This is a genomic window from Rhodoferax sp. LS1R11, from assembly GCF_056521395.1.
This window is the reverse complement of the sequence record NZ_JBWMAW010000016.1, coordinates 74108-94948: the sequence shown is the minus strand read 5'-3', so window position 1 is coordinate 94948 and position 20841 is coordinate 74108. Positions and strand designations below refer to the sequence as shown.

At 59.8% G+C, this 20841-nt stretch carries 26 protein-coding genes and 1 tRNA gene; 10 read left to right on the top strand and 17 right to left on the bottom strand.

What is annotated here, in order from left to right; translation table 11 throughout:
• The 3 genes from AC097N_RS17420 to AC097N_RS17410 all read right to left on the bottom strand — a co-directional run.
• A partial coding sequence (locus AC097N_RS17420; protein ID WP_479583298.1) for a transporter substrate-binding domain-containing protein occupies positions 1-207 on the bottom strand: 207 nt, incomplete at its 3' end.
• Between the two features lie 72 nt (positions 208-279).
• Positions 280-1236, bottom strand: coding sequence for an arginase (gene rocF, locus AC097N_RS17415; RefSeq protein WP_479583296.1), 957 nt, complete (start codon positions 1234-1236; stop codon positions 280-282).
• Positions 1233-2330, bottom strand: a complete 1098-nt coding sequence (locus AC097N_RS17410; RefSeq protein ID WP_479583294.1) for an ornithine cyclodeaminase — start codon at positions 2328-2330, stop codon at positions 1233-1235. The genes rocF and AC097N_RS17410 overlap by 4 nt, the downstream gene beginning before the upstream one ends.
• 122 nt (positions 2331-2452) lie before the next feature.
• On the opposite strand from AC097N_RS17410, the gene AC097N_RS17405 reads away from it, so the two are divergent.
• Both AC097N_RS17405 and AC097N_RS17400 read left to right on the top strand, forming a co-directional pair.
• Complete coding sequence (locus tag AC097N_RS17405; RefSeq protein ID WP_479583293.1) at positions 2453-2878, top strand: Lrp/AsnC family transcriptional regulator; 426 nt, start codon at positions 2453-2455, stop codon at positions 2876-2878.
• A gap of 12 nt (positions 2879-2890) precedes the next feature.
• Positions 2891-3367: an Lrp/AsnC ligand binding domain-containing protein gene (locus tag AC097N_RS17400; RefSeq protein ID WP_479583291.1), complete on the top strand. Its 477-nt coding sequence runs from the start codon at positions 2891-2893 to the stop codon at positions 3365-3367.
• 21 nt (positions 3368-3388) lie between these two features.
• Here the strand turns inward: AC097N_RS17400 and AC097N_RS17395 are convergent, their stop codons facing one another.
• Positions 3389-4093: a YggS family pyridoxal phosphate-dependent enzyme gene (locus AC097N_RS17395; protein WP_479583289.1), complete on the bottom strand. Its 705-nt coding sequence runs from the start codon at positions 4091-4093 to the stop codon at positions 3389-3391.
• A gap of 34 nt (positions 4094-4127) precedes the next feature.
• On the opposite strand from AC097N_RS17395, the gene AC097N_RS17390 reads away from it, so the two are divergent.
• Genes AC097N_RS17390 through AC097N_RS17375 form a run of 4 tightly spaced genes read left to right on the top strand, consistent with a single transcriptional unit; the run spans position 4128 to position 7900 of the window.
• Positions 4128-5171 (top strand): type IV pilus twitching motility protein PilT, encoded by a 1044-nt coding sequence (locus tag AC097N_RS17390; protein ID WP_479583287.1) that lies wholly within the window; start codon positions 4128-4130, stop codon positions 5169-5171.
• Positions 5172-5197: 26 nt separating this feature from the next.
• Complete coding sequence (locus tag AC097N_RS17385) at positions 5198-5827, top strand: cyclic nucleotide-binding domain-containing protein (protein ID WP_479583284.1); 630 nt, start codon at positions 5198-5200, stop codon at positions 5825-5827.
• Between the two features lie 17 nt (positions 5828-5844).
• Positions 5845-6981, top strand: coding sequence for a PilT/PilU family type 4a pilus ATPase (locus AC097N_RS17380; protein WP_479583283.1), 1137 nt, complete (start codon positions 5845-5847; stop codon positions 6979-6981).
• 4 nt (positions 6982-6985) lie between these two features.
• A complete protein-coding gene (locus AC097N_RS17375; protein WP_479583281.1) occupies positions 6986-7900 on the top strand; it encodes an NAD(P)-dependent oxidoreductase in 915 nt (304 codons plus the stop codon).
• Positions 7901-7951: 51 nt separating this feature from the next.
• Here AC097N_RS17375 and AC097N_RS17370 read toward each other — a convergent pair whose 3' ends face one another.
• From AC097N_RS17370 to AC097N_RS17360, 3 genes are read right to left on the bottom strand one after another with little or no spacing between them, the layout of a single operon-like run.
• Complete coding sequence (locus AC097N_RS17370; RefSeq protein WP_479583279.1) at positions 7952-8590, bottom strand: BON domain-containing protein; 639 nt, start codon at positions 8588-8590, stop codon at positions 7952-7954.
• 2 nt (positions 8591-8592) lie between these two features.
• Positions 8593-9186 (bottom strand): phosphoheptose isomerase, encoded by a 594-nt coding sequence (locus tag AC097N_RS17365; RefSeq protein ID WP_479583277.1) that lies wholly within the window; start codon positions 9184-9186, stop codon positions 8593-8595.
• A 59-nt stretch (positions 9187-9245) separates the two neighbouring features.
• Positions 9246-9632 (bottom strand): YraN family protein, encoded by a 387-nt coding sequence (locus tag AC097N_RS17360; RefSeq protein ID WP_479583275.1) that lies wholly within the window; start codon positions 9630-9632, stop codon positions 9246-9248.
• Here AC097N_RS17360 and rsmI point away from each other — a divergent pair.
• The gene (gene rsmI, locus AC097N_RS17355) at positions 9632-10555 is read left to right on the top strand and encodes a 16S rRNA (cytidine(1402)-2'-O)-methyltransferase (RefSeq protein WP_479583273.1); all 924 of its coding nucleotides are present in this window, start codon (positions 9632-9634) and stop codon (positions 10553-10555) included. The genes AC097N_RS17360 and rsmI overlap by 1 nt on opposite strands.
• Positions 10556-11129: 574 nt before the next feature.
• Here the strand turns inward: rsmI and AC097N_RS17350 are convergent.
• The 4 genes from AC097N_RS17350 to AC097N_RS17335 all read right to left on the bottom strand — a co-directional run bounded on the left by AC097N_RS17350 (position 11130) and on the right by AC097N_RS17335 (position 13237).
• Positions 11130-11852: a hypothetical protein gene (locus AC097N_RS17350; RefSeq protein WP_479583271.1), complete on the bottom strand. Its 723-nt coding sequence runs from the start codon at positions 11850-11852 to the stop codon at positions 11130-11132.
• Positions 11845-12060, bottom strand: coding sequence for a hypothetical protein (locus AC097N_RS17345; RefSeq protein WP_479583269.1), 216 nt, complete (start codon positions 12058-12060; stop codon positions 11845-11847). Before AC097N_RS17345 ends, AC097N_RS17350 begins: the two co-directional genes overlap by 8 nt.
• A 29-nt stretch (positions 12061-12089) precedes the next feature.
• Positions 12090-12569: a hypothetical protein gene (locus AC097N_RS17340; RefSeq protein ID WP_479583268.1), complete on the bottom strand. Its 480-nt coding sequence runs from the start codon at positions 12567-12569 to the stop codon at positions 12090-12092.
• A gap of 281 nt (positions 12570-12850) precedes the next feature.
• Positions 12851-13237 carry a BRO-N domain-containing protein gene (locus AC097N_RS17335; RefSeq protein ID WP_479583266.1) on the bottom strand — a complete coding sequence of 129 codons (387 nt, stop codon included), beginning with the start codon at positions 13235-13237 and terminating at the stop codon, positions 12851-12853.
• Between the two features lie 195 nt (positions 13238-13432).
• Here AC097N_RS17335 and AC097N_RS17330 point away from each other — a divergent pair, with 195 nt between their 5' ends.
• Positions 13433-14044, top strand: a complete 612-nt coding sequence (locus AC097N_RS17330) for a recombinase family protein (protein WP_479583264.1) — start codon at positions 13433-13435, stop codon at positions 14042-14044.
• Positions 14045-14089: 45 nt separating this feature from the next.
• Here the strand turns inward: AC097N_RS17330 and AC097N_RS17325 are convergent, their stop codons facing one another.
• On the bottom strand, positions 14090-14320 hold the full coding sequence (locus AC097N_RS17325; protein ID WP_479583262.1) for a hypothetical protein: 231 nt from the start codon (positions 14318-14320) through the stop codon (positions 14090-14092).
• A 609-nt stretch (positions 14321-14929) separates the two neighbouring features.
• On the opposite strand from AC097N_RS17325, the gene AC097N_RS17320 reads away from it, so the two are divergent.
• A complete protein-coding gene (locus AC097N_RS17320) occupies positions 14930-16075 on the top strand; it encodes an FRG domain-containing protein (RefSeq protein WP_479583260.1) in 1146 nt (381 codons plus the stop codon).
• 101 nt (positions 16076-16176) lie between these two features.
• Here AC097N_RS17320 and AC097N_RS17315 read toward each other — a convergent pair whose 3' ends face one another.
• Together AC097N_RS17315 and AC097N_RS17310 are read right to left on the bottom strand one after the other, a co-directional pair.
• The gene (locus AC097N_RS17315; protein ID WP_479583259.1) at positions 16177-17886 is read right to left on the bottom strand and encodes a DUF6538 domain-containing protein; all 1710 of its coding nucleotides are present in this window, start codon (positions 17884-17886) and stop codon (positions 16177-16179) included.
• Between the two features lie 113 nt (positions 17887-17999).
• Positions 18000-18075, bottom strand: a tRNA-Arg gene (locus AC097N_RS17310).
• Positions 18076-18164: 89 nt separating this feature from the next.
• On the opposite strand from AC097N_RS17310, the gene AC097N_RS17305 reads away from it, so the two are divergent.
• Complete coding sequence (locus tag AC097N_RS17305) at positions 18165-18716, top strand: c-type cytochrome (RefSeq protein ID WP_479583257.1); 552 nt, start codon at positions 18165-18167, stop codon at positions 18714-18716.
• A gap of 92 nt (positions 18717-18808) precedes the next feature.
• On the opposite strand, the gene AC097N_RS17300 is transcribed toward AC097N_RS17305, so the two are convergent.
• From AC097N_RS17300 to AC097N_RS17290, 3 genes are read right to left on the bottom strand one after another with little or no spacing between them, the layout of a single operon-like run.
• The gene (locus tag AC097N_RS17300) at positions 18809-19348 is read right to left on the bottom strand and encodes a DUF2946 family protein (RefSeq protein WP_479583255.1); all 540 of its coding nucleotides are present in this window, start codon (positions 19346-19348) and stop codon (positions 18809-18811) included.
• The gene (locus AC097N_RS17295; protein WP_479583253.1) at positions 19341-20345 is read right to left on the bottom strand and encodes a YheT family hydrolase; all 1005 of its coding nucleotides are present in this window, start codon (positions 20343-20345) and stop codon (positions 19341-19343) included. Before AC097N_RS17295 ends, AC097N_RS17300 begins: the two co-directional genes overlap by 8 nt.
• A gap of 42 nt (positions 20346-20387) precedes the next feature.
• Entirely contained in the window at positions 20388-20837 is a 450-nt protein-coding gene (locus tag AC097N_RS17290; protein WP_479583250.1) for a YybH family protein, read from the bottom strand.
• Positions 20838-20841: the final 4 nt, after the last annotated feature.

The following is a 20841-nucleotide window of genomic DNA, read 5'->3' as shown; positions in this document are numbered from 1 at the left end:
GACTTGTTCGACGAAGACGCATTTGCGTTTGATCTGTTCGCACAGGGCGCTGGCGATGTCCACATCAAAGCCGGTGGGTTTGCCGTCCGCGGTCTTGAAGGTGAAGGGCTCGTAGGTGGGGTCGATGGCCACTTTGAGGTCTTTGCCTTGGGCGAAGGCGCCCGCGCTCAGGGTGCCGATAGCGAGGGCCAGCAGGAGTTTCTTCATGGAGGGGGCTTTCAAAATGCCGGGGACTTGCCCCGGCGGGTGGTGGAACTCGGTATCGGGGCAATCGGGGGATCAGGACGATGCGCCGGATTTGCGCATCAGCGTACTTTTGCCAAACAGGCTCTCGATCAAATCCACGGCCAGTTCGGCCGTCTGGTTGCGCACATCCAGCGCGGGGTTGAGTTCCACCACGTCCAGCGAGGCCAGGCGCCCGGTGTCGGCAATCATCTCCATGCAGAGCTGCGCCTCGCGGTAGGTCGGGCCGCCGCGCACGGTGGTGCCCACGCCGGGGGCAATCTCGGGGTCCAGAAAATCCACGTCCAGGCTCACGTGCAAATGGGTGTTGGCATCCACCAGGGCCAGCGCCAACTCCATGGCATGGCGCATGCCCATCTCGTCAATAAAACGCATGTCGAACACCTCGATGCCCATGTCATGCACCAGCCGTTTCTCGCCTTCGTCCACGCTGCGAATGCCAATCTGGCGCAGTTCTTTCGGTTTCAGCGCGGGCACATGGCCGCCAATCTCAATCAGTTCCCGGGGGCCGTGGCCGCACAGGCACGCCACCGGCATGCCGTGGATGTTGCCGCTGGGCGTGAGCGTGGCGGTGTTGAAGTCGGCATGGGCGTCAAACCACAAGACGCGCAGTTTCTTGCCCGTGTCGCGGCAATGGCGGGCCACGGCGCTGATCGACCCGATGCCCAGGCAGTGGTCACCCCCGAGCATGATGGGCAAACGCCCCAGCTGCAATTCGGCATACATGGCGTCATGCAGCAGCTGGTTCCACTGCACCACCTCGGGCAGGTGGCGAAATCCGTTGACGGCCGCCGCCCAGGGGTTGGCCGGGCCGTTGAGGTTGCCGCAGTCCTTGACGTCCAGGCCGAACTGGGCAATGGCCTTCGCAATGCCAGCCACCCGCAGCGCCTCAGGCCCCATGCGGGCACCCAGGGTGCCTGCGCCCACATCGGTGGGGACGCCAATCAGGCTGACGCCGCCGGGCGCACGATGGGGCGGGGGAACGGGGCTCATGCCGCCAGCGCCATGTCTTGCAAGGCCGCCTGGGGCAAGGCTCTGGGGGTGTCACTGGCCACAGGCCGGATCAGGCTGAACAGGTCTTTCGGGTTGGCCAGCTCGGGAATGAGCGACACCACTTGCCCCAGACGCCACTCATTCGCCACGTCACGCAAGTAGCGCAGGGCCGAATAATCTTCCAGCGCAAAGCCAACCGAGTCAAACAGCGTGATCTCGGCGTCCGTCGTGCGGCCTGGCGCCTGGCTGCTCAACACCTGCCACAACTCGGTCACGGCGAAATCAGCGGGCAGGTGCTGCAGGTCACCCTCGATGCGGGTTTGGGGCTCGTACTGCACGAACACGGTGGACGCACGCAGCACATCGGGGTGCAGCTCGGTCTTGCCGGGGCAGTCACCGCCCACGCCGTTGATGTGCATGCCGGGCTCGATCAGCTCCGGCGTGAGGATGGTGGCGTTGGTTTTGTCAGCGGTGACCGTGGTCACGATGTCGGCGCCGCGCACAGCCTCGGCAATGCTGGTGCACACCGTCAGGCGCAAGGCGGTGTGGCGCAGGTTGTCGACCAGCTTCTGGGTGGCCACCGGGTCGGTGTCAAACAGGGTGATTTCTTCAATGCCCACCAGGTGATGAAAGGCCAGTGCCTGGAACTCGCTTTGTGCGCCGTTGCCGATCAAGGCCATGCGCCTGCTGTTGGGCCGGGCCAGCGCTTTGGCGGCCACGGCCGACATGGCGGCGGTGCGCAAGGCAGTGGTCAGGGTCAACTCGCTGAGCAACTCGGGGATGCCGGTGGCGACATCGGCCAGCACGCCAAAGGCCATCACGGTGGGCAAACCGGTGAGGGTGTTTTTGGGATGGCCATTGACGTATTTGAAGGTGTAGGTCTTGGCGTCGGCGATGGGCATGAGTTCAATCACACCGTCCGTGGAGTGGCTGGCGACACGGGCGCACTTATCAAAGTCCTGCCACCGCAGGTAGTCCTCATGGATGTAGTCCGCCATGCGGCCCAGGGTCGCGGCCGTGCCGACCTTGGCCACGAGGATGGCCACGTCCTGAACGCTGAGAAATTGGGTTTGGATGAGTGAGGGACGTTTCATGATGGGGCTCCGGTAAGTGAAGAGTAGTGTCTCCATGGCGCGTGTCAATGTAAATCGACAGGTATGCTTTCTTTTTGACAAATTTCTATCACTTAGACAGCGTCAATTGTCATAATGACAATATGGACGCGACCGATCAACAATTACTCTCCCTTTTGCGCAAAGACGCGCGCACCAGCGTGGCCACGCTGGCCAGCAAGCTCGGGGTGTCGCGCGGCACGGTGACCAACCGCGTCACCAAGCTGGAAGACGCGGGCATCATCGTGGGCTACACGGTGCGCCTGCGGCCCGACGCCCAGCCCGCCGAGATCAGCGCCTGGATGAGTATTGCCGTGGAAGGCAACGAGACCCGCTCGGTGATTGCCAGCCTGCTGGGCGAGCCGGGCGTGGCCATCCTGCATGACACCAACGGCCGCTGGGACCTGCTGGCCGAGTTGCGGGCCTCCAATTTATCGGAGCTGTCCCAGGTGCTGGAGCGCATCCGCCTGATCCGCGGCATCAGCAGCACCGAGACCAGCATCCACCTGGAAACCTACCGCCTGTCCTGAGCCCCCCACCCCATGAGTTCAACCCTGTCCGACCTTGACCGCATCGACCTCAAAATCTTGCACTGCCTGCAGGAGGATGGCCGCATCTCCAACCTCAAGCTGGCCGAGACCGTCACGCTGTCCCCCACGGCCGTGCTCTCACGGGTGCAGCGCCTGACCAAGGACGGCTACATCCTGGGCTACGAGGCGCGGCTGAACCCGCTCAAGCTGGGCGCCGGGATGATGGTGTTTGTGGAAGTGCTGCTGGACCGCACCACGCCCAATGTGTTTGAGGCCTTCAAGGCCGCGGTGCAGGTGCGGACCGAAATCATGGAGTGCCACATGGTGGCGGGTGGCTTTGACTACCTGCTCAAAACCCGCATGGCCGACATGACGGCTTACCGCGAATTCGCCGGCACCGTGCTGTGGCAGCTACCGGGCGTGCGCGAAACACGGACCTATGCGGTGATGGAAGAAGTCAAAAACACCACGCATTTGCCGCTGCGGTGACCCCCTGGCGGCAGACCACATTCATCCCGCCGTTGCGGCCGGGTAAGACCGCGCGCCAAAGATGGCCGACCCCACGCGCACCAGGGTGCTGCCCGATTGAATAGCCGCCTCCATGTCGGCACTCATGCCCATCGACAGGGTGTCCAGCACCAGACCCGCCGCATTTATTTGATCAAATACGGCTCTAACCCTTGTGAATAGTTCGCATGCAGCTACAAAATCAGGAGCAGGCTCCGGGATGCTCATGATGCCGCGCAAGCGCAAATTAGGCAGCACAGCCACCTGCCGGGCCAGCGCCAAGGCGTCTTCGGGCAGCACGCCGGACTTGGTATCACCACCATCCACATTGACCTGAATGCAGACCTGCAGCGGCGGCAAACCGGGCGGACGTTGCTCGCTCAAACGCTGCGCCACCTTGAGGCGGTCCACCGTGTGCACCCAGTCAAAGTGCTCGGCCACCAGGCGCGTCTTGTTGCTCTGGATCGGGCCGATGCAATGCCACTGCAAGGGCAAATGCCGCAGCTGCGTGATCTTCTGCACAGCTTCCTGAATGTAATTTTCACCAAAAGCGGTTTGCCCGGCGGCGTGCGCATCCAATACGGCGCAGGCATCAAACGTCTTGGAGACCGCCAGCAAACTGACGGCCTCTGCCGGGCGCCCGGCCGCCTGACAAGCGGCTGAAATACGGTCCTGAACTGCTTTTAGATTGCTTTGAATCATGGTCATAATTGACGCAAGCGTAACAAACGATTGAGTACCTGTGGATATCACCCAACTGCTGGCCTTCAGCGTCAAGAACAAAGCCTCTGACTTGCATCTTTCCGCGGGATTGCCCCCCATGATTCGTGTGCACGGCGATGTGCGACGCATCAACGTGGAGGCGCTGGACCACAAGGCCGTGCACGCCATGGTGTACGACATCATGAACGACACGCAGCGCAAAAGCTACGAAGAGTTTCTGGAGATTGACTTCTCGTTCGAAATTGAAGGCCTGGCGCGTTTCCGGGTCAATGCCTTCAACCACAACCGCGGCGCGGGCGCCGTGTTCCGGACCATTCCCAGCAAGATCCTGACGCTGGAGCAGTTGAATGCCCCCAAGATTTTTGCCGACCTGGCCCTGAAACCGCGCGGCATGGTGCTGGTGACCGGGCCTACGGGCTCGGGCAAGTCCACTACGCTCGCCGCCATGGTCAACTTTTTGAACGAGACCGAGTTTGGCCACATCCTGACCGTGGAAGACCCGATCGAGTTTGTGCACGAGTCCAAAAAATGCCTGGTCAACCAGCGCGAGGTCGGCCCCCACACCCTGAGCTTTGCCGCCGCGCTGCGCTCTGCCCTGCGGGAAGATCCCGATGCAATTCTGGTCGGCGAAATGCGCGACCTGGAAACCATCCGCCTGGCGATGACGGCCGCAGAAACCGGGCACCTGGTGTTTGGCACGCTGCACACCTCCAGCGCGGCCAAAACCATTGACCGGATCATCGACGTGTTCCCCGCGGAAGAAAAAGAGATGGTCCGCGCCATGCTGTCCGAGTCACTGCAGGCGGTGATTTCACAGACACTGTGCAAGACCAAAGACGGCCAGGGGCGCGTGGCAGCGCATGAAATCATGCTGGGCACCAGTGCCATCCGCAACCTGATTCGCGAAGCCAAGGTGGCGCAGATGTACTCCAGCATCCAGACCGGCAACAGCCTGGGCATGCAAACGTTGGACCAGAACCTGACCGACCTGGTCAAGCGCAACATCATCAGTGCTTCTGAGGCGCGGTCCAAAGCCAAGATTCCCGAGAATTTTCCCGGCTGACCCCGGTCCACCTATTGGAGCGCGCAATGAAAGGAATTCTCGAACTCCTTCGCAACAAAACCAAACCCGAGCCGGACGAGGACAAGGTGGACTCCATGCTGTTCGCCACCGCCTTCGCCGGACTGGGCGTGGACGCCGACCTGCTGGTGCCCTGGGAGGCCCGTGCGGTGGAGGTCGGTGCGACCCGACTGAGTGCCAGCCGTGGCACCAAGATGCTGCAGGCCCTGTGGGCCAAAGACAAATACATGCGCCACCTTGACAGCGACGCCATCCAGCGGATGGAGCGCTTTTTCGACTTCGCCACGGTCGCCGCCAACCGCGACATCATTCGCCAGGATGAATACGGCAACTACATGGTCGTGGTGCTGAGCGGCAGCATTGCCGTGGACCGCGCCCAACCCTGGGGTGAACATCTGCGCCTGGCGGAAGCCGCGCCCGGTGAGATTCTGGGTGAGATGTCGCTGCTGGACAGCGGCAAACGTTTTTCAGCCTGCACCACGATGAGTGACTGCGAAATCGCCGTGCTCGGTGCCGATGCGATGGACGATTTGCTCAACGCGGACCCCGCGCTGGCGGCCAACCTGATTGCCCTGCTGGCACGGAAACTGTCGCTGCGTCTGCGCGTCGTCAGTGCCCGCCTCAGTGACAAGAAATAACTCGAACAAAGAACGTTATGGAACGCGATCAAGCCACCAAATTCATCAACGATCTGCTCAAGCTGATGGTCAGCCGCAATGGCAGCGACTTGTTCATCACGGCGGACTTTCCGCCAGCCGTCAAAGTAGACGGAAAGATCACCAAAGTCTCTCCCCAGCCCCTCAACGCCGCGCACACACTGTCGTTGGCGCGCTCGGTCATGAATGACAAACAGGTGGCCGAGTTTGAGCGCACCAAAGAATGCAACTTTGCCATCTCTCCGCCCGGCGTGGGGCGCTTTCGGATCAATGCCTTTGTGCAGCAGGGCAAGGTCGGCATGGTGTTGCGGGTGATTCCACTGACCCTGCCCACCATTGACGGCCTGGGTGTGCCCGTCGTCCTCAAGGACGTGGTCAGTAGCAAGCGCGGCCTGTGCATCCTGGTCGGCGCCACCGGCTCCGGCAAGTCCACCACGCTGGCGGCCATGCTGGACTGGCGCAATGAGACCACCTACGGCCACATCATCACCATTGAAGACCCGGTGGAGTTTGTGCACCCCCATAAAAATTGCGTGGTGACCCAGCGTGAAGTGGGACTGGACACCGACAGCTGGGGCGCCGCCCTGAAAAACACCCTGCGTCAAGCGCCCGATGTGATCATGATGGGCGAAATCCGCGACCGCGAAACCATGGAACACGCCGTGGCATTTGCCGAAACCGGCCACCTGTGCCTGGCGACCCTGCACGCCAACAACGCCAACCAGGCGCTGGACCGCATCATTAACTTCTTTCCGGAAGAACGGCGCGCGCAACTCCTCATGGACTTGTCGCTCAACCTCAAGGCCATGGTGTCGCAGCGGCTGATTCCCAAGCAGGACGGCAAAGGCCGGGTGGCAGTGGTCGAGATCATGCTCAACTCGCCGCTGATTTCCGACCTGATCTTCAAAGGTGATGTCTCCGAGATCAAGGAGATCATGAAAAAGAGCCGCAACATGGGCATGCAGACCTTTGACCAGGCCTTGTTTGATGCCTACGAGCACAACCTGATCACTTACGAAGATGCCCTGCGCAATGCAGACTCGCTCAATGACCTGCGCCTGCAGATCAAACTCAACAGCCAGCGCGGCAGAACACAAGACCTGAGCGCCGGTACCGAAAACTTCGCCATCGTTTAAAGCCATGAACCACATCAACGCCAAAACTTACGAACCTGCTCCCGCCACCCGCGTCGCCTTTCTGGGCCTGGGCGTCATGGGTTACCCCATGGCGGGCCACTTGGCACGGGCCGGACACCAGGTCACGGTGTACAACCGAACCGCTACAAAATCAGTAGCATGGTGCGCCCAGTTTGCGGGCGCTAGCGGCCAAAATTATGCCGAAACACCGCGACTGGCGGCGCAGCATGCCGATATCGTTTTTTGCTGCGTCGGCAACGATGACGATTTGCGCAGCGTGACGCTGGGTGCCGATGGCGCGTTTGCCGGCATGAAACCGGGCGCGGTGTTTGTAGACCACACCACCGCCTCGGCCAGCGTGGCCCGCGAGTTGGCGGTAGCCGCCAAAAACCTGGGCTTGCAATTTGTGGACGCCCCGGTGTCCGGCGGCCAGGCAGGCGCTGAAAACGGCATGCTGACCGTGATGTGTGGGGGTGAGCCAGCCGCTTTTGCGCTGGCCCAACCTGTGGGCATGGCTTTTTCCCGGGCCTTCACCCTGCTGGGTGAGAGTGGCGCCGGGCAGCTCGCCAAAATGGTGAACCAGATTTGCATCGCAGGTCTGGTGCAAGGTCTGAGCGAAGCGATTGCTTTTGGCCAAAATGCCGGACTGGACATGAACCAGGTGCTCGACGTCATCGGCAAGGGGGCCGCCCAAAGCTGGCAGCTCGACAACCGCGGCAAAACCATGGTAGCCGACAAATTCGACTTTGGTTTTGCGGTGGACTGGATGCGCAAGGACCTGGGGCTGGTGCTGGATGAAGCCAAGCGCAATGGCGCGCGACTGCCAGTGACCGCGCTGGTCGACCAGTTTTATGCCGACGTGCAGCACCTGGGCGGCAATCGCTGGGACACCTCCAGCCTGATCAAGCGTCTGCGTTGACCCGCAAGCCCGAATGACCGCCCGGGCACTGGCCCGGTCGCAGTCACGGGTTTACTTCTTGGCTTCGTTGGCGGCTGGCTTGGGCAGCATGTTCTGCAGTTCATCTTCTGTGATGATCTCCAACACGCGAACCACTTTCTGCACACCACTGGTACCGCGGGCAATGTCGGTGGCCCGGTCCGCTTCGCGCTGCGTCACCCGGCCCAACAAATACGTGGTGCCACGCTCGGTGACCACCTTGAAGGCATTGGCGAACAGGTCTTTGGCGTCCACCATGCCGGCTTTGACTTTGCCCGTGACCAGCGCATCCGAGGAGCGCTGGGTCAGCGTGGAGTTACCCAGAATGCTGATTTCATTGACGATGGAGCGCACGTTCTCCACCTTGGACACGACCTGCTCCACCAGTTGCCGGTCCTGTGCGCTGGGCGCCTCGCCGGTCAACAACACCTGACGGTTGTAGCTGGTGATGTTGATGTGCACGCGCTCGCCAAGATTGTCGCGAATGCGGCTGGCCCCACGCAATTCAATGCCCTCGTCCTCCAGCTGTGTGCCCGAGGTACGGCGGTCGGTGGCCATCAACGACCCCATCACCGCGCCACCAATCATGATGGGCGCGCAAGCGCTCAAGGCGCCGCCCAGGCAGGCGGCCAGTGCCAACACCGAAACGAGTTTTTGGGTTACAAATTTCATGGTCAAAGCTCCTGGTCGCCAAGTAACTGGGCATCCACCGCGTCACAAATGCAGTGCAGCGCCAGAATGTGGACCTCCTGCACCCGCGCCGTGCGCTCGTGGGGCACACAAATGTGCACATCGGTATCGCGCAGGGCATGGGTCATCTTGCCGCCGCCGCGCCCGGTCAGACCGACCACGACCATTTCGCGTTCGTGCGCCGCCTCGATGGCCGCCAGCACATTGGCCGAATTGCCGCTGGTGGAAATGGCCAGTAACACGTCACCCGGTTGCCCCAGGGCACGCACCTGCCGTGAAAAAATGACGTTGAAGTCGTAATCGTTGGCAATGGCCGTGATGATGGAGCTGTCGGTGGTCAGCGCAATAGCGGCCAGCTCGGGCCGTTCACGCTCATAACGGCCCACAAACTCGGCAGAGAAATGCTGCGCATCAGCGGCGGAACCGCCGTTGCCGCACGCCAGCACCTTGCCGCCGCTGGTCACGCAGGTCAGCATGGCCTGCACGGCGTCTGCAATGGGTTTGCTCAGGACTTGCGCCGCCTGGTATTTCAGGTCGGCGCTGTCAATAAAGTGTTGTTGGATACGTTGCTCTAGCATGGTGCGATGATACCTTCGCCAGATGTATCCATTTGTAGGCAAGGGAAGTCGCCACCCGCTCAGTAGGCATCAAACGCCGCCTTCAGCCATTCGATGTTGCCCTGCTCCAGCACCACGACATCAAAGCGGCAGGGTGGTGGTTCGCGCAGGCGCATCAGGTAATGGCGCGCTGCAAAAATAATGCGCCGCTGCTTGGTACTGCCCACACTGGCGGCCGCCCCGCCGTGGCTGGCGCTGCGGCGCTGGCGCACCTCCACAAATACGGTGGTGCCATCGGGGGCACGCATGATCAAATCAATCTCGCCACCACCCCGCCCGGGCGTCCGATAATTGCGCTCCAGAAGGCGCATGCCGGATTGCTGCAAATGATGCAGCGCCGCATCTTCGGCCGCGTCACCGACCTGTTTGGTCGTGCGGGCCTTGGCCTTGATTTGAGGAATTTCCATTGACTTCTGCTTTTGCCTCTACCTATACATCTGCCTTGCGTGCCGCATCGGAGGCGGCGGGTCACCAGAATTATCCGCCCGGCGCATTGTTTGTCGTCGCCACACCCATCGGCAACCTGGCCGACATCACGCTGCGTGCCCTGCATGTGCTGGGTCTGGCAGATGTGGTGGCCTGCGAAGACACGCGCCACACCCAGGCCATGCTGCGTGCTTATGGGATTGACAAGTCCTCCTCGCAACTGCTCGCCGTGCACCAGCATAACGAAGCCGAGGCAGCGCAGACGGTCATCGACCGGTTGCGCCAGGGCCAGCGCGTGGCCTATGCCAGCGACGCAGGCACGCCCGCCATCAGTGACCCGGGTGCCCGCCTGGTCGCAGCGGTGCGCCTGGCCGGACTGAAGGCCGTCCCCCTGCCCGGCGCCAGCAGCGTCACCGCCGCCTTGAGCGTCGCCGGTATTGCCGAAGACGCCGCGCAACAAAGCGGATTTGTGTTCGCCGGTTTTCTGCCCTCTAAATCCATGGAACGCGCCACCGCGGTGGAGGTCTTGGCCAAAGAGATGCGCGCCGTGGTCATGCTGGAGGCACCCCATCGCATTGAGGCGCTGGCTTCGGCCCTGTCGGTGCTGGGCGCCCGCCCCGTCACGATCGGGCGGGAATTGACCAAACAATTTGAAGACATCGCGACGGTCAACGCCGAGAGCTTTCCCGGCTGGTTAGCGCAGGACGCCAACCGGCTGCGGGGCGAATTTGTCCTGGTGCTTCATCCGGCACCGACCACGGTGCAAGCCGGGCCCGACACGCGTGTTTTGAAATTGCTGCTGGAACACCTCCCGCTCAAGACCGCCGTGAAGCTGACGTCCGACATCACCGGCGAGCCCAAGAACGCGCTGTACCAGATGGCCCTGGATCTGAAAGGCGCTTGAGCCACACTGGGGTCAAGTTGCGTCGCACCGCAGAAAGTGGCGATGCAAAAATAGAAATGGATTTTTTGGCAAGAAAAAACCCGCGATGTCATTCAACATGCGGGTTTTCAGGTGTTGTGACGTGCTGGAAAGCGTGTCGTCTGGTGCGGCTGGCGGGGGGCCACTCACAGAACCACCACCGGCTACAAACCCTTATGAATCAAGGCTCTGCAAAGACTGCTAGTTTTATTGTGGCACAGAGTTGTGGGGCAATTTGTGGGACAGTGGCCCCATAGGGGTGGCCCGGTAACTGTCAGAGGGTTGCAGCCGCGAAAAAAACAGGTGCCCCCACCGCTGCAAGCGAAGGGCTCACCGCTTGAACCGCATTTAGGGGCAACCGGTCACCGAAAGGTCCAGAACCCAGTATCCATGCGGGTTCACAGGGGGTCCAACCCTCCGTCTGTTCACTGTGCTGTTCATTTTGAACAGTGCCCCAGTCGGTGCCCTCAAGGTTGCCCCCAAAGGTCCCCGACTGGGTGCCCTGTTGCCACCGGACAGCTACTCTCACGAAACGTGATGCAAGGCCACCACAGAATCAGAACGCTTCAGCTTCCATGCCGTGGCGCTCCGCCTCTTGCAATGCTGCCCGAAGGTTCTCAGCGACCCGGTAGCGTTGCTGGGGTGACAGCCCCGCCATAGCCTGCCGTGCTGCCTGTGCTGCCTTCACGGCTTCATCACACTGTTCATCGGCCAGTGTGCGCGCCACCAGTTTGGGAGATTCTGCCCACTGGTTGCCGTTCTCACTGCCTCCCATGGCCCGTGCAACACTGGGGAAATCTTTCAGCATCCAAGTTCGGAGCGTGGTGTGGCCCTTGCCGACAAGCGCCGCCATGTCTCGATAGCTCAGGAGCTTGCCGCCCGCGTCCCGGTGCTTCCCGGCTGTGACGAACGCCTGAAAAACACCCCGGAACTCGCTGGCCTTAAGGGGCACCCCGTGGGACATGTTGGCCCGTGCTGCCTCCCAGCGAATCTCAGCTTCATTCAGGTCTGCGACAACTGCGAGGACCTCTTTATCCCCGAGCCCCCCCTCACTGGTTTGCAGCGCGCCCGCCTCCATGCGGTGCCAGCCATCAACAAGGAACAACGCCCCTGCTTTGGTGCGCCCCAGCTTGATGGGTGGAAACACTACTCCTACCCCCATCAGGTCCCGATACTGCTTCACGGTGCCGGGATACAGCTTGTGGCGCACCTGAAGGGCCTGAAGTTGCTGAATGTCCCCCAAGGGCACCCACTCCTCAACCCATAGGGGCTCAGCCATTGGCGTGGAGGATGGCTGCTTGTTTGCTTTGCTTGTTACGTGCTTCACGTTCTTCGTTCTGTTGGTGACCCAGCACAATGGCTGTCACGGTCTGGTTGATGGAAAGGTGCACACCGGTGCGGGCCATGTGGGCACGCTGGTGGTCCTTGATGTAGTCGAACACGGGCACGGGAAGTGCCAACTGTCGATAGACGGGAGGTCGATTCATGGTGGGGCTTTCGTTGTCGGTGGTGGGTGTCACTCCCATGGCAACCGGTCATCGTCGTCATCTTCAGGAGGGCACAGGATGGCCCGTACAGGCTCGACAAGGGCCACTTGAGGGGCAAGGGCTGCCTGTCGCTCTGCCTTGCGTATGGCTCGTTCTGCGGCCTTTGCTTGCTCCAATCTGTCAGCCTTTTCCTGTGCCTTGACGGCTGCGGCAGCTTCCTTGAGTCTGGCCCGCTCTGCTGCCCTCTGCTCCCTTGCAACTTCCGCCCGCGCGGCCTTGAGGGCAGCTTCGCGGCCTGCTGCCTGTGCTTCCTTCTTGATGTTCTCTGCCGCATCCAAGCAGCGCACACAGTGGGTTCCTGCCACAGTCCGCACACGGCCATGACCACGAACAGTACAGGCGGGACCATTGAAGACACTCAGCCCTGCCGCCCTTGCGTTGGTTCGGTTCATACGGACGTTGGAGGCTGCAAGCTTGGTGAGGTCAGCAGCGAGGTAGGTGCGAGACATGGCGGGGTTCTTCCTTGAATGTGTGGTTGGGGGACTGCCACCACAAGGCCAAAGCCGTGGCACCTTAAGGAACAACTTAAGAGCTGGACGGGGTGGTGGGGGCAATGGGAAGGGTATGGACCGCTGTATTGATGCCGGATTGGTGTGTATTGACCGATGGAGCCTTACAGATCAATCACTTACGGAGCGATTCAGGTTCGGTGACTGAGCAAAATCAGAGGGGAAAATGCTCCTCTCTTCAATAGTCCGGTTTTAGGCATGACACCTCCCAAAGGTGCACCTCAACGCCCATGCCGAAACCAGCCGGACACCAGATGGCGACTCGATAGGCTGCTATCTGATTTGACATTCAGACCAGTGACAAACAGGCTGGGGTCTTTGATATACCTACCATCCTTGCGGATAGCAGGAAGGACCACGCTGGTGACCCACTTCTTGAATGCCTTGGCTTCCGGCTTGCGGGACTTGAGGATGAGTGAGTAGAGGCCCGACTCGTTGATGCATGTGATTTTCTGCAGGCCTCCAAGGGTCTGTATTGAAAGCAGCCCCTTTTCGTCATCGTCCAGCACACGGGTGTGGTCTGTCGGATTCTTGAGGCCAAGTGCAGCGCAGACATCCTTGGCAACAAACCACGGCTCGTTGTCCTTGATGACAGCGCGAAGGTCCATGCCGGGGGCAAAGGTGAAACCCCCCACTACTGCCTATGGTTCCCAGACATAGGGTCCAGAGGGTGACCTTGTGTCAGTTCAGGGTGTACCCAAAGCGAACGTCAGAAGTGTGTCAGTACAGGGTGGGGTTTTAATTTAGTTGACAGTGTATCCGTTTGGCTCTAGACTCTAGCCGGACATAACTAAGGACACGCCATGACACCCAAGACAGCCATCACGACCCCGCAGCCCGTCCGCATTGGCTATGTGCGGGTTAGTTCAATAGACCAGAACACAGACAGGCAGCTCGAAGGCGAAGCTCTCACTGTCACCTTCACAGACAAGGCCTCAGGCAAGGACACCAACAGGCCCCAGCTTCAGGCCCTGCTGTCTGGTAACTGGCCTGTAGGGTCCACGGTGGTGGTTCACAGTATGGACAGGCTGGCCCGGTCACTGACTGACCTCTTGCAGATAGTCGAGGAGTTGACTGGTCGTGGTGTGGCAGTCCAGTTCATCAAGGAAGGCAAGACCTTCAAGGGTTCCTCTACCCCTGACGCAATGGACAAGCTTATGCTGTCAATGCTGGGGGCCTTCGCTGAATACGAGCGCAGCTTAATCAGGGAGAGACAACGGGAGGGAATCGCGGTAGCCAAGACCAAGGGCGTGTACAAGGGTAGACCCAAGAAGCTGGAGGATGCCGCGAAGGTCGCCCGTATCGTGGCAGAGGCTACCAAAGAAGGGGCCAACAAGACCAAGGTGGCAGCCGCCAATAAGATCAGCAGGGAGACCCTTTACCAGTACATCAAGGGTGCTGCGGTAGCTGCTTGAGGAAGGGTCCATAGAGGCCACCAGAGGCCCCACCGTGCCCCCGTTCTAGTTGCTTGACATCAGTGCCCTGCCTGCTGCCCTGAAGTCAATACAAGCCTCATAGCCGCCCACCTGAAGGACCCGGCTGCTGCCCTCCATCCATGCATCCACACGCCATGCGCTGCCGGGTGTGTAGGTGACACCAGCACCAGCAACTGGGAGGAGCTTTGCAGCGAGCACGGCGACTGCATCCAGCATGAAAGCAATGAGGGAATTGAGGGTAGTAACGAGGTTCATTCGGGGAGTCCTTGAGTGGTTAAGAAGGCCCGAACTATGCCAAGGAAACAGGGGGCACACCAGCACAAAATACCCCAATAGACAAGCTGTGATAACGTGCCGTTGCTGCACTATTGATAGCACCGTCCCACCAATGGGAGAGGTCACAAAGTGGGCCAATTCCAGAGGCGGGAACCAAGCCCCTTTGGGTGCCCTGCCTGCCCCGCCAAGCAACCACACTCAGCAACCAGCCGCACACCTCACGGGCTCCCGTTCGGCGCACCCCGGCACACCTTCAATCGTCCGCCTGCTCCGTCAGGATTGACTACGCACCCCGCAGCCCCGTAGAGCCCACCAGAGGCCCGGAGTGCCTTCGCTCTGCCCCGTCGATACCAGCCCAGCACTCGGGGCGCAATGACGCACAGCAGCCCGCCTTCAATGCTCCCGCTAGTGCTGGACACCACAGCTTCAAAAGGCGTCCTACTGGTGCCCGACTTGTGCAAGAAGTTGCCCCCCACGGGGGGGCGGACCGCTCCTGCGTTCATCAGATACCCGCTCCCAAAATTGCGGCTAAATTTCCCGATAGACTGGACCGGGTAACCACTTATACAAATCACGCAGGGAGCAAAGATGGGGAAGCAATGGTTCGGGGAAGTTACAACAACAGCAGGCGGGACTGCCCCAGCAATGTTATGCATTGACGACGACCAGCCAAATGAGTTCATGATTCATATATGGGGACCGGGTGTTGATGATGATGCTGCTGTGCTGATGACAGCTCGGCGGATTAAGAATGTGGAGCATTTGAAACCCAGAATCGTGTTCAGGTCCGGGCGCATCGGGAACCTAGAAATACCAGACTTCTCAGTTCTTACCCCAGAGGAGCGCGAGTTCAAAGACAAAGCCAGAGCCCAGTTGAAGAGCACCAAAGACGGTGGATTCACTGGAGTGTGGATTGACCCGCAGGGTACAAGTAGGCCAATTTCCTTTGCGGCACCGACCCACTTGGGTTCCACCCTAGCCTCTCGTCCATGCACATCATGGTCCGCATTCAAGTCTTGGGCAGACAAGTCCAGAAAAGTCCATCACTGCACGGCGTTTAGGGGCCATGGTAGCTCCAAGTTTCAACTTGAAACTACATTGAGTCGAGTGGGTCGCACGCGCCTCGATAGGTACTGCTCTATCGAGTTGTTTAGATTCAAGGGCCTTTTGGAAGCATCCTTAAATATGCGCTTCGATCTAACCAACGCAGAAGACTACGCGACCATCCTGGGACTTGCCCAGCACCACGGGTTACCAACCCCATTGCTAGATTGGACGTCATCGCCCTACGTTGCAGCATTCTTCGCTCTGTCAGATGCTATCGAGATGAATCAAAGACATGGAGGCGTCGAGTTCGCGAGGGTATTCGCGCTATCACAAGAATTCATAACCCAGCATTCGCAATCACAGATCACCGTTAGTTCCCTTCGACCCTACCTAGCAGCACTGGTTGTCCCGCCCAGACACAACCCGCGCCTTCTTGCGCAACAAGGAAGCTTCTTGGTGACCAACTTATCGAACCTTGCGGCGTACGTACACAACAAGGAATCCCTCCACAAGACGACGTATCTTTACGCAGCCGATATACCCGTATCCCAAGCACACGAAGCTCTGGAAGACTTGGCGTTCATGGGCCTGACCGCCGCTACGATGTTTCCCGGACTGGACGGTGTGGGGAAGATGATTCGACATGAGATGCTGTTCAATGCGGCGAAGGTGAGACAGGTGAAGTAGTTGTTGTAGAGCGGGCCCCCCAACAACCTCCAAACTGCACACAACCAAGGGTCCTCCTAGCCTCTACCGGACAGACATCGACCAGATAAGCAGTTTGATGTTTAAACGCATCGCTCTGGAATCCGCACCGGCATCACCAACTTGCGTATCTCGCCAAGCTTTATCGCGAAAGGCTCTAGCCTATCTACATACGACTTCCGCTGCATCTCAGTGGTTAGCCCACCGTCGTGCCCTGTAATCTCCATAGAGATGACCCTCTGATTTCGACACTGCGTGATGAAGGTTTTGCGCAGGACATACGCCCCGGTTACAAGCTCCCCCGGTGGGGCAGCATCGTCGTACAGGCCTACGGCCTTGAGGAGGTTTGTAAATAGCTCCCCACTGGCGCTATAGGCGTTGCCGCCTTTGACCCGAAAGGAAGGGAACAACCTGTCCGCGCCTTCGCGCTTGATACGTTGCAGATAGTCAGGAAACCCCAGCCGGACTAGTTCGGGATGTAGCGGGATGCACCTCGCCTCGCCTGTCTTGATTGACTTGCGAACGCCGACTCCGGCTGCTGTTTTCGCGTTCAGGTCCATGAACCAGTTGCCAGACTTTTGCCCGAAGTCGACCTGAGGATTCGCCTGACACAGTTCGCGCGGCCTTGCCCCGGTGAACAGTAGAACCACAGCAAACCAATACAAAGCCTCCTGCTGTGGGTCCCTTGCAATGGCCGCGAACTGCTCTCCTTCATACAGCTTGCACAGGTCAGACGGGGACAGAGCCCTCTGCTTGTCTTCGTCCGCCTGCCGCGTACCTGTGTACTCAACCCCCTCCACGGTGCGCGCGGGGAATCCGTCATCTCCATAATCACGCAATGAGTGCTTAAGGAACTTTGCCAACGGGGCCTGATAGTTGTCCTTGTACGTTGTGGGCGACATGCCCTTGTCAGCCCCCTTCGCCAGCATGGCCGCGATAGACACGCCCTTGTCGTACTGCTTTGTCCATTCCGCGGGAAGTATGCAGATGTCACGCAAGAACCCGGTGACCAAGGGTTGCTTCAGTTCCCTCACGGGTCGGTCACGCCCCACCATTTCCCCGAACAACTGCATGCATCGGCGGACCTTTCGGGTGAACGTGGTCTCCTTGAGTTTGGTGACGTACTCGTCAATCACATGCCCCAACAAGAGCTCATGCGCGCTGTCTGCTCTTGACTCCAATTCCGAGGGTTTGGCGGGCTTCTCCGGCGTTGGTGTATGGTCCCCATTGCTGCGCGCCTTGATGACCTGTAACGCCCCATGGAGCCCTTCTGTGACGCTGTAGGCAGCATCCTCCCAAGAAGGAGCATCTAAGGGCACAACAAGCCCCACAGCCTGCAGTGCAGCATTCACCCGTTCGCGCTCGACCCGCCCCACAGCCACACGCCCCGATGCCAGCGCCTGTCCTGAATCTTCGTACTGATCTTCACGTATAGATTCATAGGCGAACATGGTGTCCTCATCCGGCCTAGACCGTCGAACCTCGTCGTCTTCACTGAGCGTATGAGCGCGCACTGCCTCCCTGATGTACCGCAGCGCGGCTGGGGACAATGTGGCGGGGGCTGGGGTGGCCTTCTCGTTGGCCTGCTGCTTCAGTTGATCCTTCGCCGTCTGCAAGATCACTGCAGCCTCGGCATTGCGTAGAGCGGCTCGGGTACGTGCCACACCCATGTCACTGGTGTCCAGCGACCAAGCAAGCTCAACCTTGCCAACGATTGAACGCAGCTTTGCAGGGACCGGGCGGCGATACCACCAGACGTTCCCACGCTTCTTTGTATAGGGGGGCTTCTTCACTTCTTGCACACTCCGATTTTGCCTGTATCTGGTACAGGTTTGTGGGACAGTGCAATCCTTGAAGAGCCCTAACTGGCGCGTAACCCGCATGAATGCTGGGTTCTATGTGTGACTGGTGCGGCTGGCGGGGATCGAACCCACGACCCTTGGCTTCGGAGGCCAATACTCTATCCACTGAGCTACAGCCGCAAACCGAAGGCTGCATTGTAGGGGTTTTCGAAGACACGACCGCTATAATCGGCGGCTGCCTTCAACGCACCCGATTTTTAGAGGACCCCATGAGCGATAACAACCACGCCGCTGCTCACGACGAGGACCACACAGGCCCCGTCAAAAACCCAAAGCAATTGCTGCTGATGGTTTTCTTTTCGTTTGTGATTCCAATTTTCGGCATCATTGGCCTGGTCTATTACGTGACCACGCAGAACAAACCTGCAGCCGGTGCTGTCAACCTTGAAAAAGCCTTGGCAGCCCGCATCCAGAAAGTCGGCACGATCGAAATCCGTGATGCCAACCGCGCACTCAAGAGTGGCGAAGAAGTCTTCAAAGCCCAATGCACCAGCTGTCACACAGCAGGCGTTGTGGGCGCCCCCAAGTTTGGCGACGCAGCCGCTTGGGCACCACGCATCAGCACCGGCTATGAGGCACTGTTGACCGCAGCGGTCAAAGGCAAAAATGCCATGGGCCCACAAGGTGGCGGTGATTTCGAGACGCTCGAAATCGGTCGCGCCGTGGTCTACATGGTGAACGCGTCCGGTGGCAAATTTGCAGAGCCCAAGGCACCTGCAGCCGCTGCACCGGCAGATGCCGCTGCGCCAGCCGCCAAATAAACCAAGACCATGGGGTCACAAAAAAGCCGGTCATCGACCGGCTTTTTTTATGCCTATCTAGCCTGTAGCCCAAGTGTATGGTGCGTATACAGCTATTTTTTTGATAGCAAATCAGGACTGCTCACATACTTGAATCGCTCGGGCAAATCGGCCACCAGCACCTCCTGTGGGGTCCACAAGCCCTGCTCCACGGCATCCGCCGCATAACCCATGTCCAGGGTATGGACGAGGCCAAAACCGGTATCGGCCTCCAGATACAGGTGCCCCAGTTCATCCACGAAGCAGCGCTGAACCCGGGCACCTTGGCCCGAATGGTCCTGAATGCCAAAGGTTTCATTGATACGCCAGATCAGCGGGGTCGCCTCCAGCTCGACATACACGCGCTGGGGACCGTTCTGGAAAAACCACTGCCCTTGCCCATCCGGCTCATAGTTGCGCTGGATGAAGTCGATCAATTTTTCGTGCTTTAACTGTGAACCCTTGCTTTGCAAGGTGCCGCCTGCGAAAGGTCCCTGGGCCTGCGCCTGATCGTCGCGCATGAACCAGTTGCCGCGTGCATCAAGCCCCAGCCAGCCATAACAGTCAGGTACATTGGGCCATTTGGCCAGTGCTTGTCGAACGATGTCATCCATGGTGGGTGTGCTCGGTTTCAGAGGTTTCCTGGCCGGAAAGTTGTGCCGCCAGCCAGCCACCGACGGCGTCCGGCATGGTGCGCACATGGCCAGGGATAGGGCCCTTCGGGAAGCCCACGTGCCCGCCCTGGGCGGGCTGCCACAAGGTCACGTACGAACCCACTTCGCCGGGTACGGGCAAGGATGAGGAGGGGACGAAGGGGTCGTTGCGGGCGTTCACCACCAACGCGGGAATTCTTATCCGGTGCAAATGGGGTTTGGCCGATGCACGGGACCAGTAGTCTTCCGTGCTTTTGAAGCCATGCAAGGGGGCGGTGAACACGTTGTCAAACTCGTACAAGTCACGTGCGGCCTGCAGGGCCTGCGCGTTGAACAGGCCCGGATGTTGAGCCAACTTGGTCATCGCCTTGGGTTTCATGGTGTTGAGGAACATGCGGGTGTACACCAGCCGGTTGAAACCTCGGCCAATGGCCTGGCCGCTGGCGGTCAGGTCCACCGGCGAGGAAACACTGGCCACCGCATCCACCACGCGGGCGGCCTGCGCCCCCATTTCTTCGGCCCATCGCAAGAGGGCGTTGCCACCCAGCGAGATGCCCACAGCCAGTATCGGGCCCTGATGCAGTTCGCGCATGCGGGCCAGAATCCAGCCAATTTCCTCGAAATCTCCCGAGTGATAGGCCCGGGGACCATGGTTCAGCTCGCCACTGCAGCCGCGAAAATGAGGCACGGCAAATTCAAACCCGCGGACCCGGGCAAAGTCGGCAAACGCTTGGGCGTAATGGCTGCCGGAAGAGCCCTCCAGTCCATGGAACATGACCAGCAAAGTCTTGCCAGCAGGCCCCTGCAACCAGTCGACGTCAATGAAGTCATCGTCCGGTGTGGTCCAGCGCTCACGGTGGTACTGCGGCATCGGACCAAATACCCGACGAGAGTACAGCGCAGGCCAGATGGTCTGGAGATTGCCACCGGGCAGCCAGTTAGGCGCTACATAATTCATAGCTATCTCCGCATATAGACCGGAGGCTGCGGCGTATTTTTATCAATGAAGGACATGGGGAGTTTCGCCTGTTTCAGGGGCTTCGTGAGCGGTGCCGGGACTGGCATGGTGAACCACCATGCGCCAGCCCTGGGCCGTCTTGTGGTACACGTTGGTGGCAATGACACTGGCCAGACGCGGGCCCTCACTGGTCAGGACCTCAATGCGCTCGCGCACATTGTGGACGCGACTGCCCAGTGTTTCAATCTTGCGCACCGCCTCAGGCCATGCCTGAATGCTGCCATTGGCAAACATGGCTTCAAATACGGCACGAATGGCGCTCGGGCCGACCAAGCGTGGTCCGCCCGGGTGCACACAGATGATGTCGTCTTCATCAGCCCAGCAGGCCATGAGCTTTTCCAGATCCGCCGCTCGCAGGGCTTCATAGAACGCCGCTTCCACCTCGTCTGAAGTTGCACCCGCGGTTGCAGCCTGTTGTGTCGATTTCGCCATGTGG